Below are 17961 nucleotides of genomic sequence, written 5' to 3'. Positions count from 1 at the left end.
TCTTCTCAACGGTACCGGCCCCACTTCCGGCGCCGGCAGCGGCGAGGACGCGCCCGGCTCCACCCCGTCCCCACCCACTGGGCCTCGTGCCCGGCTCCATCCTCACGGAGGTCCCATGCGCCGCACCTGGCGACGTCATACCCTCGCGTCGGCCGGCATACTCGCCATCGCCGCGACCGCCCTCTCCTCATCAGCCGTCGGCGCTTCGGCCGCAGGCGAGTCACGGCCCATCGTCGGGTCAGCCAACCAGGCACACGGCCAGCAGCCGGCGACTGTCACTCTCATCTCGGGCGACCGGGTCCGGATCACGCGCACGGCGGACGGCCAGCCGCTCGCCCAGATGCTGCCCGGAGTCGACGGCACTGTTCCTGACTACGAGACCCTCCGCGACGGCGACAACCTCTACGTCTTCCCCGCCACGGCTGCCCAGGCTCTCGCGACAGACCTTGTCGACCGCGAGCTCTTCAACGTGACCGGCCTCGTCGCCGAGGGATTCGACGACGCCCACGCCGACGCCATCCGCCTCATCGCCCAGTACGACGAGGGCAACCGGACGATCTCAGACACGACGCCCGCGCCGACGGGGGCCAGCAAGAGCAGCACTCTCGCCTCGGTCAACTCGCTGTCGTATGCCCTGGACAAGTCGGACGTCACGGCGGCGTGGTCAGAACTGACCGACAAGAGCTCAGGCGCCGGAAAGGGCCTCACCAAGCTCTGGCTCGACCGTGCCCTGCGCGCGTCCCTCGCCGACTCGACCGCCCAGGTCGGCGCCCCCGTGGCCTGGACGGCCGGCCTCGACGGCAAGGGCAGCAAGGTCGCCGTCCTCGACACCGGCGTCGACGCCGGTCACCCCGACCTTGCCGGCCGGATCGGTCAGACCAAGGACTTCACCGGATCCAAGTACGGCACCGACGACAAGGTCGGCCACGGCACCCACGTCGCGTCGACGGTCGCCGGCACCGGAGCCGAGAGCGGCGGCAAGGAGCGTGGTGTCGCTCCTGGCGCCCAGCTGCTCATCGGGAAGGTCCTCGACGACTCGGGCGCCGGCTACGAGTCGCAAATCATCGCAGGCATGCAGTGGGCCGTCGCGAACAACGCCGACGTCGTCTCCATGAGCCTCGGTAGCACGCAGCCGACGACAACGTGCGACGACCCGATCGCACAGGCCGTCAACGAGCTCTCGCGCTCCAGTCGCAGCCTGTTCGTCATCGCGGCCGGCAACATCGGCGCCGCCCAGAACACGGTGTCGAGCCCGGGGTGCGCCACGTCGGCGCTCACCGTCGGCGCGGTGGACTCCACCGACACGACCGCGTACTTCTCCAGCCGCGGGCCGGTCGGCGGCACCCACGCGCTCAAGCCGGAGATCGCCGCGCCAGGCGTGGGGATCCTCGCCGCGGCCGCCGGCGGCCGCGGCGTGTACGCCTACCGTTCGATGTCAGGCACCTCGATGGCGACCCCGCACGTCGCAGGGGCGGCCGCCATCGCCAAGGGGGCCAACCCCGCCCTCACCGGTGAGCAGCTGAAAGAACTCCTCACCTCCTCGGCGGACCCGACGGTCGCGGGCGCTGCCCAGGAAGTCGGCGCCGGTCGCCTCGACATCGCGCGGATGCTCTCCCAAACGGTCACCGGACAGTCGAGCGTCTACGGAGGCGAGTTCGCGTACCCGCAGACCAAGGCGTACAACTCTAAGAGCCTCACCTACGCGAACGCCGGCGATGCGCCCGTCGACCTTCGTCTCTCCGTCGAGAAGGTCACCGGCAACGACAACCGCCCGGTCAACACACCGCTCGTCAGGCTCCCCCAGCACGTGGTCGTGCCAGCGCACGGCACCGTCGAGGTCCCGGTGACGGTCCAGCTCGGCGCGAACATCCCCGACAGCTCACTCGGGGACATCACCGCCCGAATCATCGCAACCGGCGGCGGCCAGCGGGTCTCGACCGCGTTCAACCTCTACGCCACCGCCCCCGCGGTGACGCTGAAGCTGACCGTCCTCGACCGCAACGGAAACCCCGCCACCGGCGCCTCGTCGGTCGACGTCGTCAACACGGACACCTCCAAGGGCGAGCGGCGATCCGTCAGCGGCAAGGTGCAGACCTACACCGTCCGCCCCGGCCGCTACTTCCTCACGTCGTTCGCGCTCACGCCGACCTCTGGAGCGGCGAACCCGTCGCCCCCGCAGTCGCTGACCTACCTCGCCCGTCCGGAGGTGACGATCGACAAGGACACCTCGATCGTGCTCGACGCCCGACAGGCGCACCCGCTCACAGTCTCGACCGAGCAGCCGAGCGAGCTCCGCTCGACGACGCTCACCTTCGAGCGGCAGTGGCCGACCTCGTGGCTGCACGCCGGGTCCATGACAACAGGCGCCGGCACCCGCGAGATCTACGCCCAGATCACCGGCAAGGTAGCCAAGGGTGACGGCTCGTTCGAGTTCGGGCACTGGAGCCGCCGGATCACGCCGCTCGTCTCGTCGATGACGACGTCGGCTGGGCTCGCCCTGCACCCGCTCTCGCCGCGCCCCGGTGTCGGCAACCTCGACGGGCAGGGCACCGCCGCGGCCGTCTCGGTCGGTGCAGGCACCGCCGCCGACTTCAAGGCAGTCGACGTCGCGGGCAAGGTTGCCGTGGCCCACATTCCGAGCGGCAGCGACTCCTCGATCCAGACGAGGGCTGCGAGCGCCGGAGCCAAGGCACTGCTCCTCTACCGCGACGACCCCGGAACCTGGCTCGCGTCCGCCGGGCTCACCGCGGCCCCCCTGCCCGTCTACACCCTGCCCGCGGCCGAGGGATCCGCCCTCGGCTCCGAGCTCGCAGCCGGTCCGGTGACGCTCACCTGGTCGGCGCAGGCCAAGAGTCCGTACGCCTACACGCTCGGCTTCTTCTCCGACGGCCAGCTCGTCACGGCCCAGAAGCACGACGTGGCCGACGCCTCCCTCGGTCGCATCCAGGCGACGTACTCCAGCATGGGTGCCACGACCGACTTCGGTGACATGACCGCGGCCCAGCGCCCGAGCACCGTCGCGTTCGCCGTCGGCGGCATCGACGCTCTCGCGGTGCCGAACACCCGAACGGAGTACCTGACCGCCGACGGGACGCAGTGGTTCAAGTCCATCATCTCGAGCTTCCCCTTCGGCGAGGTCATGAACGACCGCTTCCGGACCTTCGCCCCCGGTCAGCTGGTCACGGACTCGTGGTACGGCGGGTCAGTCACCCCCGGCGTCCGCAACGGCAGCGACGGGACGCCGCAGATGATCGCCGAGCGTCAAGGTGACCTCCTCGGGGTCGCCCCGACGATCTGGGCCGACAGCGCCGGTCACTGGGCCGACGGCGGTTCCTTCGGCGACCTCGGCAACATGGTGCTCAAGCGCAACGGTGTCACCATCGCCACGAGCGCGTACCCGTCCGACGTCTTCACGGTGTCGCCCGAAGACGCCACCTACGAGCTGACGCTGAACACGGAGAAGGTCGGGGCTCCGGCCAAGTTCTGGAAGCGCTCGACGGCGATCCGGACCACGTGGACGTTCTCTTCGCACGAGGAGCCCGACGTCTACAGCCGCCCGCTGCCGATGCTCATGCCGCGTCTGGGCATCCCCGCTGACGGGGTCAAGACGGTCGCGGCTGGGTCCGTCACGATCCCGGCACGCGTCCAGGCGAACCCGGGCTACCCGGCCGGCGCCATCGTGGAGGCCCACGTGTGGACCTCGACCGACAACGGCACGACCTGGGCCGAGGGCACGACGAGCCTCACCCCCGGAGGCCCAGAGTTCGCCATTAACCACTCCGGTGACTCCGGCAAGCAGGTCAGCCTGCGCGTCGAGTTCACGGACGCCAAGGGAGCCAAGGTCTCCCAGACCATCACGCGCGCCTACGACGTGCGCTGAGGATCGCCGAACGACCGGGACCCGCCGACCGCCAACCACGCGTCGGCGGGTCCCGATCGCGAGGGTGACCGCCGACCCACGGCCACCCCCTGAACCGTTGGAAAGCGGCTCCCAGCCCTGAGGAAAACCTCATGGGCGTGGCCGCGAGGGAGACCCGGCGACGGGGTCGCGACCTCAGCGTGGCGGTTGTGGGGACGCCAAGGTGCGACAACCGAACCGTAGGGCCGCGACCGGTCCGGCAAGACCTGACCAGCCGGCCGGTCATGCAGTGGGCGAAACCGCTCACAGATGGTCCCGGGCGACGTGATCACCAAGTGTGCTGAACTGCACTACGGGAACCCCGCAGGTCCGCATGGTGTGCAGTACAGCGGCTGCCAGGTCGTCGTCGCAGATCAGTTCCATCATCCCGGCCCGGCGGTTGTAGGGCGGGCCGCCCTCCTGGTCGCGTTTCCTCTCCTGGCCTACGTGTTCGTTGGGTGGCGAATGCAACGGTGTGCCCGGGCTGCAGCAAGAGGTGGCTGTCGACAGCAACGGTGACAGGCAACCAGCCGGGAAAGACAGCCGCCGTTGGCCGAGCGCGGACCGTCGCCCGAGCTCACGAACGCAGACGGACCCTGCCTGTCGAAGCGCCTAGATTTCAGCGGCACAGCCCACCCGTGGCGGTTCGAGACCCGGCGGGACGCCTGCGGCTGGCGGGTGTGGGCAGCGGACCTGCCGCCGTGGCGCGGTGTACACGTCCGGGCGGACGTCTGCCGCTGAGTGCTACCCGTCAGCGGTCGGCTTGGCTTGCGGGTCGGTGTCGGCGGTTGGATTCCTGCCGGATCGCTTTGGTGAGGTTCCGCTACCCGGCCGAGGTATTCATCATCCGGGTCGTGAGGGTAGCGGACCTTTCATACCTCGCCGTTTGTGCCGCGCCAGCGGCGCCAAGCGAGCAAGACCCAGGGAGCGCAGAGGGCACCGAGCCCTCCGCCGAACCCGAACTCCAGGCGAGTTGTTGGGGCAAACGCATGGGCGTCCTTGGCCCATTTGTGGCTTTCGTTGTAGATGACGGTCATGGTCGTACCGACCTTGGGCTCTCCGCTCCAGGCCCACAGGTTCACCTCGTCGCCCGTGTCGGCGAATTGCACGCGGACAAAATCGCCCTTTGAGCCATGTTGTTCGGCCACGACCCGGGCCTGTCTGGTGCTCCCGTTCGCGTTGAGCCAGAGCGCCTGACCGACGGTGAACATGCCGAACAGCACCAGCACAGCTCCGAACACGGTGGCAGCCAACAAGCGACGGCGCTCCGGATTCGGAGGCGGGGTCATGATCGGCTCGTAGCGGGGGTGTAGTGGGGCCATGCCACGAGCATCACATTGACCAGCAGGCCCTTTCGCTTGCGGTTCACCAGCTACGACCAACGCGAGCTGAAGTACCGGTGGCTACACGGGCAAGACGCGCCCGGCTGCCGGCGATGTCGGACTTCAGTTGGTGGATGACTCGGCTTCGCTTGGTCGGTGACACGTCGCGCGGCAGGAAAGTCGCGGAAACCTTGGACCGGACGACCCCTGGACGCCGTGGGCAGCATGTGAGATCGACTGTTCGGTTCAGGCAAGGATCCTGCTCATGGTGTCAATGTCCCCGGTGGCGTGGGCGTGTAGTAGGGCGGCGAACTGGTCAGCGGGCAGGATCCGGATGCCCAGTTGCTCGGCCTTGTCGGCTTTTGTGCCGGCGCCGTCGCCGACGACGACCATGTCGGTACGTTTGGACACCGATCCGGAGGGCTTTCCGCCGAGCGTTTCGACGGCCTCGTTTCCCTCGTTGCGGGTCAGGCCTGGGACGGTGCCGGTCACGACGACGGTCATCGGGGTTCCGTCGGGCCTCTGCAGCGGGAGAGGACGGGCGGCTGCGCCGTCCGAAGCCGGGGCGGCGACGGCCGGGGCGCTGGGTTCGGTCAGGTTCACCCCGCGCGCGGCGAGTTTGTTGATCACGCCGATCAGCTCGACCAGCTCGGCGGCGATGGTGACAGCGCGTTCCGGGCCGACGCCCTCGACCTGTTGGAGGTTGTCGACGCTGGCGTCGAGCAAGGCCTGCATGGTGCCAAAGTGTCGGGCCAGCCGCCGGGACATGGACCGGCCGGTCATCCGTACCCCGAGGCCGGTCAGCACCCGCGACAACGGACGGTCCTTCGATGCCTGAATGTTGGCGACCAGCTTGCCGGCGGAGATCTCACCCATCCTGTCGAGCGCGGCGAGGGTGGGCACGTCGAGGTCGTACAGGTCGGCTGGGTCGGTCACGAGCTTGGCCGCCACCAACACATTAATGATCTTGTCGCCGAGTCCTTCGATGTCCATCGAGTCGCGGGCGGCGTAGTACGCGAGGGACTCGTGCGCACCGCAGGCCCGACCGCGGGTGCAGCGCCACCGCTTCTGCGAGCGGTCGATGTCGCCGCCGCAGCGGGGACAGACCATCGGAGGTTCGAACGGCACGGCGTCGGCCGGCCGGTCATCGAGCTTGGCACCGGTGACCTCGGGGATGACATCGCCGGCGCGGCGCACGAACACGGTGTCACCGGCCCAGACGTTACGGCGGACCATGTCGTCGAAGTTGTGCAGAGTGGCGGAGGCGACGGTGACGCCACCGACGACGACCGGTTCGAGCACAGCGACCGGGGTGATCACGCCGGTGCGGCCGACCTGGACCTCGATGCGCAGAAGTCGCGTCGTGCGGGTGTCGGCGGGAAACTTGTAGGCGATGCCCCACCGCGGTGCCCGGCTGGAGAAGCCCGCCCGTTCCCGGTCGGCGGGCTGGTCGGCCTTGATGACCGCCCCGTCCACCCCGAACCCCAGCTCCCCACGGCGGGAGCGCAGAGCCTCCACCGCGGCGATGACCTCCTCGACGCTCGCGCACAGCGGCATCCCCGCCGCCGAGGTCGCGGTCGTCGCGACGCCGAGCCGCCCGACGCGGGCCATCGCCACCGAGTGCGGCACCGGCTCACCGTCGGCGCCGTCAAGGCCGTGTACGGCGTACGCCAGAAACGACAGCGGCGCGTCGTAGGCGCGGTCCTGCGCGCGCAAAGTACCGGCCGCAGCGCTGCGCGGGTGCGTGAACGCCGGCTCGCCGTGACCGGTACGCAGCACGTTGGCGGCGGCGAAGTCGGCGTCGGTCATGAACACCTCGCCGCGCACTTCTACCGTCAACGGTTCCGCCAGGCGGGCAGGCAACCCGACCGCCCGCCGGGCCTGCCCGGTCACATCCTCACCGGCCCGCCCGTCACCGCGGGTAGCGACCAGGGTCAGCCGCCCGTCGACGTATCGGGCAGCGACCGCCAGACCGTCGATCTTCGGCTCGACCGTGTACCCACCGACCGGCCGGCCCAACAACCGCTCCAGCCGGACGGCCCACTTGCGCAGCGTCTCCTCATCGAACACGTTGTCCAGGCTGAGCATCGGCGAACTGTGCTCGACGTCGCCAATCACACCAGCGCCGGCCGCGACCACCTCCGTCGGAGAGTCGTCGGCCTTCCACTCCGGGCGGGCGGCCTCGGTCGCGGCGACCCGCGCCAACAACGCGTCGTAGGTCGCATCGTCCATGACCATGCCCGGCCCGCTGTAATACGCCGCGGCGGCCGCCCGGACGTCGGCGATCGCTGACCCGTACGCCTGCACCGAATCGAAGGGCTCGGCGCGCGCGGCGTCAACGACCGGGTCGACGGCGTCGACCCGGTCCTCAAGACCCGTAACACCGGGGCTGGCCATCGCCGACCTCCTTGAATTCGCGCTGGCCACCCCCGCGGCGGCGGCGCGGCACAGACTTGCCCGACTTGAGCTGACCTGCTGCACAAACTACTGGCCGGGTACGACATCGATGCCGCCATCAGGCGCGGGATCATGCCTACGCAGTTGGATCGGGATGGGCGCGGCGGTGTGGGCAAGGATCCGATCCCGGTCGGCGGTGGTTAGGGCCGGGCCGAGGACCTATCGGGCGCGGGGATGGCCAGATACAGCTGCGAGACCTCGTCGGCGATACACGCTCACTGCTGCTGACCGAGCGCTGCCGCTCGCCAGCGATCCTCACGCTCCGTACCCGCTCCTTCGTAGCGTGGGCGGCGGCAGGACGGAGTGTGCTGATCTTCTTCGCATCGCGGCGGGTAAGGCCGTCGCTGGCATCATGATCATGGCGCTTGCGATGTAGCGTCTGCGAGGCAGCGGATCCATCCACCATCTGGTTGGACGGGCCTACCGGGCGGCGGGACCCGCACCGCCGCCGATGGCAGGCACGCCTCCGCGCGTTGGCTTGGCGTCGCCCGTCGTTAAGGAGATCCCGGGGACACGGCTGTTGGAGCCGGTGCCAGCGGCTGGGTACTCAGCGCGCCGTCAGGGCCGACCGGCCTCGGCCGACTGGATGCTCGGGCGACGCCGAGCCGTCTCGGAGCTCGGTCGCGGGTCCGCGTCGTCCCGCCGGCGCTGCCGCGGTCGCGACGCTGATCGTTGCTCGGTGGCCCCTTCGGCGGCGTCGGGGACCGCGACGGGTGATGTGGTGCGGCTCGCCGCAGTGTGTACCAGGTCTGGCAGGTCCCGCCCGGCCACCAGGGGTAGCTCTCGCGTGGCTGCTGCGATTGGCTCGTCCGCCGGGTCGTTGGCTCGGGCTACACGTGCCCGTCCTGTTGCGGTTCGCGGTGTTGACGTCGTGTTGCGGGTCGTTGCCGGCGGCGCGGTGTCGGCCGGCTCCGTGGCGGAGCCTGGCGCGTCCGTGGTCGCCGATGCCTCCGCCCGGCTGTTCGCCGACCGGTCTGGTGTGTTGCGCGGCGTTCGGCGCGGTGCGGCTGCGGGCAGGAGCGGGGCGAGTTCCGCGTGCAGCGCCGCCCACTCGGAGGCGCGGGGCGGGTCGGGCTGATTTGTGGTCGAGGTGGGCTGGCCCGTGCTTTCGGAGTGCTCCGACTTCCGATCGGTACGGCCCGGTGCCGCCGCCCGGGATCGCCCCCCTCCCGGTTGCTCGGCACCGTCCCTCGCCTGCTCGGTGGCGTTTGCCTGCTGCGCCGCGTTGTCGGCCGACTCTGGCCCCGTTGAGCCGCCGGAGGCCCCGTCCATCGAAGGAGATGCGGGCGGCCCGCCCGCCGCCGCGGCTGCGCCCGGCGCGGGGGCGACGTCCGGGGCGGGGGCCGTCCCCGTGTCCGGCTCGGGGGTGTCGGCAGGCAGCCACTGCGGGGTGACGGTGAGCAGCCGCGTGGCTGCGGCTAGTGCGGCGGGGTCGGGTTGACGGGCCCGGCGCCACCGTCGGCGGCCGCCGCTGGCCGGCAGGTTCCCGGCTAGCACGCGCGCAGGTGCCAGATCCGCGGCGATCAGCGTGGTGAGCCCGTCATAGTCCGCCTGCTCGGCCAGCCGCCGGGCGATCTCGTCGAGGTCGTACACCGCCAGGGCGATGTTCGCGGTGGTGGCGTCCAGCGCTCGGCGGATCTTGCGGTGCAACACCTTGCTGAGCGCCGCCTGCCGCCGCTCGCCGCGAATCTGCGCGCGGGCCGCGTCGAGCGAGCCGTAGAGCCCGAGCCCAGGGTCGGCCTTGGCCAGCGATTGGGCACGGCGGGTCAGCCACGGGTGTCGCAACCAGTGTCCGACCGGTTCGTACGCCGGCGTCGTGGGTGGCAGCTGCTGCCTGGCGCGCAGCCGGTCCCGCCGCTGGTTCTCGGTGTTCATCAGCCACACCAGATAACCGAGCAGAGACATGCCCGCGTAGAAACCGCCTTCGAGGTGGTTGCTGTGCGCCAGCCAGTTGAAAGCGACCGCCGCGGCGGCGATACAGGCCGACAGCACCCGGGACAGCATCGCCCGTTCGCCCAGTCGACGGCGTACGTCGGCGTTCGCCAGCACCACGACGCCGCCCAACTCCAGCGCCCCAACGGCGGGAAGGGCCACGTACCACGGCATACCGAGCCGTTCCACCGCCCCGGACACCTGCCCGCCGAGCGCGACTAGGAGCACGACAACATAGAAGCCGGTGCGCAGCACAGCGACCTGTCGCACCGCCTTGGCCAGCTCCGCGTCCCACGCCTCCGGCGGGTCGACGCCTTGTACCCCGCCTGCGGCGCCTTGCACCCCGCCAATTGAGCTTCCGCCGGTCCGGGTTCGGTTTGGTTCCTGGAACACGCCGAGCAGTTCCTCTCTCACTCCGGCCCCGACCTGATGGGAGCCGTGGCGGCCCGACTCGGCGGTGCCGCCCGCCGAGTCGTACCGGAGCCACGCTCCGGCTGCCGCCCGTCGTCCGCCGCATGCTACAAGACTGCCGACCGGATTGGAGATCTTAGATACCACGCATCGGGAGGCCCTCCCGGGCATTTCCGGGTTGTCGTCAACGAACGCCGCCAGGTGCTCACGCAGGGCCGGCATGAGAGAAAACAGTCGCCACGGATCAGCGTCGGCTCATGCGACGCCTGTCGTCTGCCGCTCGGGTTCGATGATCGCAACGACTCGCTGTTCGTCTCGCGGATATGGCTGGCCGGTGTACTTGGTGGACAGTTGGTCGACGATCGTCCAGGCCGCGTCGCCTTCGAGCCACTCGATGACGCGGCCGCGGACGATGACCGGCTGGAACGGGTTGTCGGCTGGTGTCAGGGAGAGCGCGACCCGAGGGTCGCGGCGCAGGTTGCGGGCCTTGCGCGAGTGCGGGCCGGTGAGGATCACGACGTGGTCGCCGTGCGTGCCGATCCAGACAGGGACGCAGTGGGGGGCGCCGTCGGGCAGGACGCTTGCGAGGTGGGCGATCGAGGTGCCGTCGAGCACGCGGCGCACATCGGGGTCGAGCATCGTGGTCATCTCCTGTCGTGGGTTCTGGGTGGGCTTCTGGCGGTGGTTGTCGGCGGGTGACGCGACCTTGTCGGTGGCGGGGGTCAGCGCTCGACCTTGTAGTGGAGGTGGGTGACGCCGGGCGCCGGGACGGCGTCGACGAGGCGTAGGCGCACGTGCTCGGGGAGGGACTGGAAGAAGGGCCGGCCGCCGCCGAGCAGGACCGGCACCTGGTGGAGGACCACCTCGTCGACGAGGCCCGCCTTCAGCGCCTCGGTCACGACGCCGCCGCCCATGAGGCCGACGTCCTTGTCGCCGGCGGCCTCGCGGGCCGCGGCGACCGCGTCTTGGATGCCGGTGGTGATGAGGGTCTGCCGCTCGGTGATCTCCGGTGCCGGCCGGTGGCTGAGGACGAACAGTCGGGCGGTCGGGTGGGGGCTGCCGCCTCCAAAATGGTCGGAGTCCTCGTAGGTGTTGCGGCCCGCCACGACGGCGCCCACGCGTGCGGCGAGGGCGTCGAAGACCGGGGCGCTGGGCGCGCTCAGCCTGAATCCGTCGAACACCTGGCTGGGTGTGTCGCCGTCGAAGTACCAGTCGAAGAGCATCGTCCCGTCGCCGAGCCCACGCCCGGCGCCGGGGTCGCGGCCGGTGATGTAACCGTCGACCGACACCGCGTGGGCGCTGATGACCTTGCTCATCTCCGTGATCCTTTCCGGGGTTCCTTCAAGAGACGCTGTGACCATAGCAAGTTCAGTTCCCTAAGGGAACCCCGATTGCTAGACTGCCCCCATGCAACGCACGGACTTCAGCAAAATGGCGTGCTCGATCGCCCGTACGCTCGACGTCATCGGGGAGCCCTGGTCACCGCTGGTCCTGCGTGACGTATGGGTCGGGCTCACCCGGTTCGAGCAGCTCCAAGCCGACCTCGGGATCTCGCGCAAGGTCCTGACTGAGCGGCTGAACCACCTCGTCGACCAGGGCGTGCTCGAGCGCCGCCCCTACGACCGGCGACCGCGCTACGAGTACGTCCTGACGGAGAAGGGCGCCGAGCTGGTCGATCTGCTCATGGTCATGGCCGGTTGGGGAGACAAATGGCTCGCGGGCGAGGCCGGCCCGCCAGTGCTCTACCGTCACCACGCGTGCGGCGAGGTCAGCGGTGTCGACCTGCGCTGCGCCCACTGCGGCGAGCCGATGCACGCAAACGACGTCGACCCGCTGCCAGGCCCCGGCGCAGCCGCCTGACCGAGACGAGCCCAGAGCCCCTGGCCGCCCAAAGGCATCCGCGACCGCCGTCGGACGCGCTCCCAAGCCAAACGCGGCGAGCGTCAGACGACCACCACACGTTTGCCGGGTTTGATGGGTCCTTGCGGCTCTCGGTCGTGAGCGGCCTCATCGTTGTTGGCGTTCGCTGCGGATGCGGGCACGTTTGCGGCGTTGAGCTGCCAGGACGCCGAGGTGACGGGCGTTGGCGTTGCGTCGCACCGTCCGGGCGGGCGCTGCGCGGCGTGTCACCAAGCCGGTGAACGTTCATGGCCAACGCACGGCCGCCATCGCGATGATCGGGCTGATCAGCTCGTGCGGTAGCTAACCCCAGCACGTGGCCAGCCGCCCGCCGAGAGTCAATCGGCGGGCGGCCGCCATGGCGAGACAGCGTGCGAGGAGGGCCTACTCGGGGATTCGTCGGCGGGTACTGTGCAGGCGCTTGTCCGAAGCTGAGGACCTGGAGGGGCGACGTGGGCGCGAAGACAGCCCTGCTGGCATTCGCCGATGGAGATATCCGCGCCGCGTTGCGTGGCGCCGCCCGCGTAGAGCGAGCCGAGACCGAGGCGCTGGTGCGCCGGGTCCACCCCGGCTACGACGTCGAGCCCGCCGACGACGGCACACTGTTCGAGGACATCTACCCGCCAGATGACGTCACGTACGCCACGAAGCTGGCCGGGGTGGAGCTGTACTGCGACCGGCGGCTCGTCCTTGACCGCCCGTCTGAGCTGCCGGAACACCTGCGTCAAGCGGGTGCGGGCAGGCGGATCATCATGCACGGGATGCACTCGGTTTCCGGCTCCCTTGCCTTCGCGGTCTGGGAAGACGGCGAACTCATAAGATCGCTGAGCCTGTCACCCGACGGCGGCATCCAGGAGAATATCGGCAAGCCGTACGACTTCGAGCTGCCCTACTGGGCGGGCGAACACCCCGTCAAACCCGTACCAGGCTGGCCCAACCAGGGCCCATACCCACTGCCGTTCCATCCCCTCAAGCTCGGCGGGGAAGCCTTGCGCGCCCTGTTCGGCTTCGTCATTGAGGGGCGGCCCGAGCCGGACGACGTCGACACCGAAGCTGTTCACCTGCACGGCTTCCGCGTGACCGACCCGTCCGGCGAGGAACAGGCCGCGCGTGAAGCCCTCTACGCGAAGGTGCTACGGGCCATGGGCCCACCACGGACGTTCCGGATGGGACCAGACGGGACGATGCACGAGGTCAGCCCGAACAGCTATTGATCCCGTGCCCTTCGACCGGAGAAGTGCCAGGCAGATCGATTCGGCGACACGGAGGTTCTCGTGCGCGACAACGGCCAGCAATGGAGCGTGGGTACGGGGCGGGGACGCCGTGGAGCGGGTGCGGCGGGTATCACCGGAAAGACGCAGAGCGCCCTGGAAGACTGCCGACATGTCGTCTGAACCGGATTCCTGGACCATCAAACACTTCTCGCAGGCCAACCCCGCCGGCCCCGGTCAGGACAGCGTCCCGGCGCTGCTACGCCGCATCGCAGACAGTATCGAAGAACGGCCTGGCATCGAGATCCAGGACGTCATCCTGCACAGCGAGGTCACCGCCGACGGTGCCTGGTGGTCGGCCACCGTCTACTTCCACGATCAGGCGCCCTGACGGAATCCGGCGCGCCGCTTCCGGAGATTACCGGCGTGGCCATACCCCCGAACCCGCGGTACGGCGCCGTGCACCTGGCGTCGGCCCCACGCACCGTGGCCGCCCTACCGGCAAGGCGGTAGCCCCAGACCGGGAACAGCCCAATTGGCGGAACACGCCTGGCGCTGCCAGGTCTCGGCCGATGATCAAAACATGTGGGTGAAGATCGACGTACCGTGCGTCGGAGGGCCGGTGGACGGCCGCAGTTCTGGTGCCGATCGACGAGGACGGCGTGCCCCCTGCAACGATCGATCAGAACTGGTTGTGGATCGAGTACGGCGGCGAGTTGCTCGACGCCGAGGTGAACGGCGTGTACGCGCTGGAGTCGATCGCCGGCGGCGGCCCGCCGTGGGTATACGTCTGGAGCAGCGCCCTCCCCGTCCAGCAGTCAACCGATCAGCGGCGATAGCAAAAATCTCCTTGAAGCACCGCTACCCCTGGATCGCTAGCTGGGTACCCCCTCAGCTGGGGCAGCCAAGGGCTTCCCCGCCGGGTAGAAAGCTGACCTCAATCTCAATCTTGCCGTAGCTCTGCGGACCTGCCGGAAATCGCCCATGCAACAGGAGCAGACGCACCAGCTGCCCGTTCGTCACCCGGTCGGCGCACAACTGCTCTGCCGGTTCTGGGCCCGGCGCGATCCTCCACTGGCCTGCCGTGAGCAAGGCGCGGTAGTGATCGATAACAGGTTCCATCGGGGTGCCTGGCGGCAAGCCGATCTCCGCGTAAACGCGCCCCCATGAGTCGCTCTCACCTCCGCATGGGGCCTGGTGGCTGCGGTCGAGGGTGGTGCCGGATGGAGGAGACGTCAACACCGGCTCTCGTGCCAACTGCTCGGCCAACCGGTGATCGGCATCCGTGCACTCGAACGCACGCTCGCCCGGGCTCTCGATCGGGTCGCCCCATTGCAGTATGGCCAGGCCACACAGCAGCAGAACACCGACCAGCGCCGAGCCGAGTACGGCGATGCGGGCAAAGACTCGCTGGCGCACCCGCCGAGGGTAGAACAGGTAACCCATCCGGGTGGTCCTGGAGAATCTCCTCGTCGGCAGCCGAAGACGATCCAACCTTCTCGCGCGGCTGGCCTGACTGCCGCGGCACACCACAACTGCGGGTCCCAGGCCGCCATTACGCCCGTGGTCACCGACGAGGCCCGACGCGCCGTCGCGCCGATCGAGCTGCCAGCGGCCTTGACGCCAGCGCGCAGCGAGACTCTGCTCGGTCGATGGGCACCCGCTGATGATCGGCGGAACAGGTTCGAGGCACCGTACGTAGAGTTTCGCGACGACGGCACATGGCGCGGCTCCGACGGCTGCAACGGCCAACGCGGAAATGGATCGCCGGACCGACGGGCACTCTGCTCGCCACCAGCGAGCCCGGCACGCAGATCGGCTGTGACAACGTTCCGGTGGGAGACTGGCTCTAAAGGGTTTCGCGAGCTGGGCTCGACGGCGAAGTGCTGGTGCTGCTGGACGCCGAGGGCAGGGAGACGGGCCGGCTGCAGCGCGACCGCTGAAGTCCCGACTTCCGTCTGCGGGGTAAACCCCGGTTACGCCAGCCAGAAACGAAGCCCGGATTCGTAGTGCGCAGATCGGCTGTGCCAGCTGGGTGACGAAGTGATGCGCAGGTCTAGGCCAGCCGGTCACGCCATGTGTAGATCAACGCTTTTTCCCAAGCTGCCGGGGAGCCACACGTCGCGGCGGGCCACGCGCTTCCACTGCGGCGAAGGGTGGAGTGGGCCGGGGCCTGTTCGTTACACGGTCAAACGGTGAGCCAGGGCGGTGTGCCGGCGGCCCGGCGCTGACGTTGCGTACGGCTGCGGCGAGGGCTCGCGGGGGTTCAGGTCCCCCTCGGACACAAACCATTACCCCATCTCAGCGGCTCGCCTTCGCGACCAGCGGGATGCCCTCGCGGTAGGTCGGCACCGCCGGAGCCCAGCCCAGCTCGCGCTTGGCCTTGGCGTTGGAGACGCGCATCGAGGTGGTCATCATCGCGTGGGCGTACGGGATGGGCCGCAGCATCCAGCTCGGGACCCGCCACGGCGAGCGCGCCCCGAACTCGGCCGCGAGCGTGTCCAGGTAATCCCCCCAGCGCACCGGCTCGTCGTCGACGATGTTGTACGCCTGTCCGGCGCGTCCCTTCTCCAGCGCGGCCACGGTCGCCGCGGCGGCGTCCTCCAGGTAGATGAAGTTGGCGAAGCCAGCGGACGAGGGCACCGGCAACCGGCGCTTGCGCACCAGGTTGACGATCATGTTGGTCATGCTGTCCTGTCCGTAGAAGAACCCGTAGCGCAGCGCGATGCCCTCCATCTCGTCGGCCGAGAACACCTGCTCCTCGGTGGAGCGGATGGCCGCGACGGCCTCTCCGAGCTTGCCGCTCACGGGTTCGGCGAACGGGTCCTTCTCGGTGATCACGTGCGGGCCGTGGTCGCGGTAGCCGTACCCGAGCACGATCGACTGGGTGAGGAATCGGTGGGCGCCGACCGCCCGGGCGGCCACGAGGAGGTTGGCGGTTCCGGTGGTACGCAGGCTGTTCGTGCCCTGAAGCGCGTCCCGCATGCTCGTGGTGCCCAACGCGGTCAACTCGTGGATGACCGCGTCGGCCCGCACGCCCTGCACGGCGGCGAGCAGGTTCTCTCGGTCCATCACGTCGGCCACCACGGCCTCGGCTCCAGCGTTGCGCAGCCGCTCGGCGTTGGTCTGGCTGCGGCTGATGCCGATGACCTGGTGGCCGGCGGCGATGACTTGGCGGGTGAGGGGCGTACCGACGGCGCCCGAGGCACCGGCGAGCAGGACTCTCATGGCGGTTCCTCTCTGCAGGTCTCACCCCGGTAGACGGGGTACCGGTTGGGTGTGTGATGACCTGTCGGTGTGTTGTCTCGCACAGCCGGCGTCGTCCCTGGCTCGTGACGGGCAACCGCGCTCGGACGTGATCTCGTACAGGCAGGCCCCACACCACGGTCTCCCCGCCGCCGGGCACCACCTGGCCGTCACCCGGCCCGCCGCGCAGCAGCACGTCCATTCCCCGACCGTACGTAATCGGCGACGACGGACCCGGCTTACCCGTTGTCAGCGCCAGTTCATCGGCTGGCAGCTCCTACTGGCCTCAAGGACTCAGGCGCAGCGCGGCAATCATGCCCCACCGATCAGAAGGTGACCCGTAGGGGAGTAGTCGATCTTCCAGTCGACGTAGACACCAAGAACGCCATCCCGGATACAGTGTGCAGTCCAGCGCTGACCCACCGGACCTCACCGTCGGCGCGCAGAGCGAACCCGACGGCAACCTGGAAGGCTTCGCCGCCGCACGGGCACGCGCGCTCCTCGGGGTCGGCGTCCTGCCAGTAGTCGGCGCTGTCCGCGACCAAGGCACGGTCGCCGCAGGTCACGCACCGGGTCTGCGCGCATCCGCTCTCGTCGTCGACATGGACCGTGAAGGCCGCACCGGTGGCAGCTCACCTCCTTGACCCGAGCCACGGGGTAGCCACCGGGCTGGCACTCGCGGAGGTAGTCGGCAAGGTCGCTGAAGTCGTCGCCGCGCCAGAACGTGCCGGTGGTGTCGATCGCCACCAGTGCAGCGTGCCTGTGGACAAGACACTGATCAAGACCGAATTTCCGCCCCTTCGCCCCGGGCGAGTGCATGCTTGCCGACTCGGGTTCCACCAGGTGCAGATGGGAGAGCATCGGATGCAGATGGCCGGACGCGCTGCCGCAGGGCGGGACCAAGCTGCCTGGTCGCCACCGCTGAACACACCTGGTTGCTGCCGCACGTGGCCTGGTGGATTCGTTGTCACGGATCTTCACCCGAGAGCGGCGGCCTGCGGCCCACGATGACGTGGGGGCGGGCGATGAGACGTGTTCACGGGCGGGGCTGGCGGTGACTCCCGCCCGCCCGCAGGCCGATCCGGCGGCGAACCCGGTGCTGCGCCGACCGGTTGCGCCGATGCTCGCGGCACCAGTCGACGCCGTGCCAGAGGGTCCGGACCTGATCCATGAGCCGAAGTGGGACGGGTGGCGGGCGATCGCCTTCCGCGGGACCGACGGGGTGTACCTGCAGTCGCGGGCCGGCCGGAACTTGACCACCTACTTCCCGGACATCACCCGCGCGATCCGCGCATCCATTCCAGCAGGCGTCGTGTTCGACGGTGAGCTGATCGTCTTCGAGCGCGGCCGAACGAACTTTGCGCAGCTGCAGCGTCGCGTCACCGCCGGCCGTGACCTGCCGCGTGTGGCGCGCGAGTGCCCTGCCCATTACGTGCTGTTCGATCTGCTCGTGGACGTCGGGGGGCAGGTGATCCTGGACTTGCCGTTGTCGGAGCGGCGGCCCAGCATCCACTCGTCGGCAGAAGCGGATGCAAACGGCTCGGGCTCAGGCGACTATTTGAGGCGTGCTGCAGCGGATCCGGCA

The 17961-nt window shown here is 69.4% G+C and carries 12 protein-coding genes and 2 pseudogenes; 6 read left to right on the top strand and 8 right to left on the bottom strand.

All coding sequences use genetic code 11. From position 1 onward, the window contains the following. Positions 1-115 precede the first annotated feature (115 nt). Complete coding sequence (locus ACY34I_RS25645; RefSeq protein WP_462757571.1) at positions 116-3880, top strand: S8 family serine peptidase; 3765 nt, start codon at positions 116-118, stop codon at positions 3878-3880. An 890-nt stretch (positions 3881-4770) separates the two neighbouring features. Here the strand turns inward: ACY34I_RS25645 and ACY34I_RS25640 are convergent. From ACY34I_RS25640 to ACY34I_RS25620, 5 genes are all read right to left on the bottom strand, one after another. After that, positions 4771-5220: a hypothetical protein gene (locus ACY34I_RS25640; protein WP_462757570.1), complete on the bottom strand. Its 450-nt coding sequence runs from the start codon at positions 5218-5220 to the stop codon at positions 4771-4773. A gap of 246 nt (positions 5221-5466) precedes the next feature. Continuing rightward, positions 5467-7617, bottom strand: coding sequence for an NAD-dependent DNA ligase LigA (gene ligA, locus ACY34I_RS25635; protein WP_462757569.1), 2151 nt, complete (start codon positions 7615-7617; stop codon positions 5467-5469). Positions 7618-8235: 618 nt separating this feature from the next. Further along, a complete protein-coding gene (locus ACY34I_RS25630; protein ID WP_462757568.1) occupies positions 8236-9951 on the bottom strand; it encodes a hypothetical protein in 1716 nt (571 codons plus the stop codon). A gap of 324 nt (positions 9952-10275) precedes the next feature. After that, positions 10276-10659 (bottom strand): PPOX class F420-dependent oxidoreductase, encoded by a 384-nt coding sequence (locus tag ACY34I_RS25625; RefSeq protein WP_462757567.1) that lies wholly within the window; start codon positions 10657-10659, stop codon positions 10276-10278. Between the two features lie 83 nt (positions 10660-10742). Continuing rightward, positions 10743-11336 (bottom strand): dihydrofolate reductase family protein, encoded by a 594-nt coding sequence (locus ACY34I_RS25620; RefSeq protein ID WP_462757566.1) that lies wholly within the window; start codon positions 11334-11336, stop codon positions 10743-10745. A gap of 91 nt (positions 11337-11427) precedes the next feature. Here ACY34I_RS25620 and ACY34I_RS25615 point away from each other — a divergent pair, with 91 nt between their 5' ends. After that, entirely contained in the window at positions 11428-11880 is a 453-nt protein-coding gene (locus ACY34I_RS25615; protein ID WP_462757565.1) for a winged helix-turn-helix transcriptional regulator, read from the top strand. Positions 11881-12027: 147 nt separating this feature from the next. Here ACY34I_RS25615 and ACY34I_RS25610 read toward each other — a convergent pair. Beyond that, a pseudogene (locus ACY34I_RS25610) lies at positions 12028-12114 on the bottom strand (integrase); the annotation flags it as partial. A gap of 257 nt (positions 12115-12371) precedes the next feature. Between ACY34I_RS25610 and ACY34I_RS25605 the strand changes: the two are divergent. From ACY34I_RS25605 to ACY34I_RS25595, 3 genes are all read left to right on the top strand, one after another. Further along, on the top strand, positions 12372-13133 hold the full coding sequence (locus ACY34I_RS25605; protein ID WP_462757564.1) for a DUF6928 family protein: 762 nt from the start codon (positions 12372-12374) through the stop codon (positions 13131-13133). 169 nt (positions 13134-13302) lie between these two features. Next, entirely contained in the window at positions 13303-13521 is a 219-nt protein-coding gene (locus ACY34I_RS25600; RefSeq protein WP_462757563.1) for a hypothetical protein, read from the top strand. A gap of 250 nt (positions 13522-13771) precedes the next feature. Beyond that, positions 13772-13969 (top strand): hypothetical protein, encoded by a 198-nt coding sequence (locus ACY34I_RS25595; protein ID WP_462757562.1) that lies wholly within the window; start codon positions 13772-13774, stop codon positions 13967-13969. A 52-nt stretch (positions 13970-14021) separates the two neighbouring features. Here the strand turns inward: ACY34I_RS25595 and ACY34I_RS25590 are convergent, their stop codons facing one another. Both ACY34I_RS25590 and ACY34I_RS25585 read right to left on the bottom strand, forming a co-directional pair. Further along, positions 14022-14576: a hypothetical protein gene (locus tag ACY34I_RS25590; protein WP_462757561.1), complete on the bottom strand. Its 555-nt coding sequence runs from the start codon at positions 14574-14576 to the stop codon at positions 14022-14024. 855 nt (positions 14577-15431) lie between these two features. Beyond that, positions 15432-16358 carry an NAD-dependent epimerase/dehydratase family protein gene (locus ACY34I_RS25585; RefSeq protein WP_462757560.1) on the bottom strand — a complete coding sequence of 309 codons (927 nt, stop codon included), beginning with the start codon at positions 16356-16358 and terminating at the stop codon, positions 15432-15434. Between the two features lie 1138 nt (positions 16359-17496). Between ACY34I_RS25585 and ACY34I_RS25580 the strand changes: the two are divergent. After that, a pseudogene (locus tag ACY34I_RS25580) lies at positions 17497-17886 on the top strand (ATP-dependent DNA ligase); the annotation flags it as partial. Between the last annotated feature and the right edge of the window lie 75 nt (positions 17887-17961).

The organism is Micromonospora sp. RTBAU3-60 (assembly GCF_054963695.1).
Note: the sequence above shows the minus strand (reverse complement) of the source record. Positions and strands in the feature narration are given on the sequence as shown.

Bases quoted from the DNA above. Each gene is read 5' to 3' on its own strand.
- ACY34I_RS25645 (WP_462757571.1), top strand. From the start codon at position 116: ATGCGCCGCACCTGGCGACGTCATACCCTCGCGTCGGCCGGCATACTC.
- ACY34I_RS25620 (WP_462757566.1), bottom strand. From the start codon at position 11,336: ATGAGCAAGGTCATCAGCGCCCACGCGGTGTCGGTCGACGGTTACATC.
- ACY34I_RS25600 (WP_462757563.1), top strand. From the start codon at position 13,303: ATGTCGTCTGAACCGGATTCCTGGACCATCAAACACTTCTCGCAGGCC.
- ACY34I_RS25625 (WP_462757567.1), bottom strand. From the start codon at position 10,659: ATGCTCGACCCCGATGTGCGCCGCGTGCTCGACGGCACCTCGATCGCC.
- ligA (WP_462757569.1), bottom strand. From the start codon at position 7,617: ATGGCCAGCCCCGGTGTTACGGGTCTTGAGGACCGGGTCGACGCCGTC.
- ACY34I_RS25640 (WP_462757570.1), bottom strand. From the start codon at position 5,220: ATGGCCCCACTACACCCCCGCTACGAGCCGATCATGACCCCGCCTCCG.
- ACY34I_RS25590 (WP_462757561.1), bottom strand. From the start codon at position 14,576: ATGGGTTACCTGTTCTACCCTCGGCGGGTGCGCCAGCGAGTCTTTGCC.
- ACY34I_RS25585 (WP_462757560.1), bottom strand. From the start codon at position 16,358: ATGAGAGTCCTGCTCGCCGGTGCCTCGGGCGCCGTCGGTACGCCCCTC.
- ACY34I_RS25615 (WP_462757565.1), top strand. From the start codon at position 11,428: ATGCAACGCACGGACTTCAGCAAAATGGCGTGCTCGATCGCCCGTACG.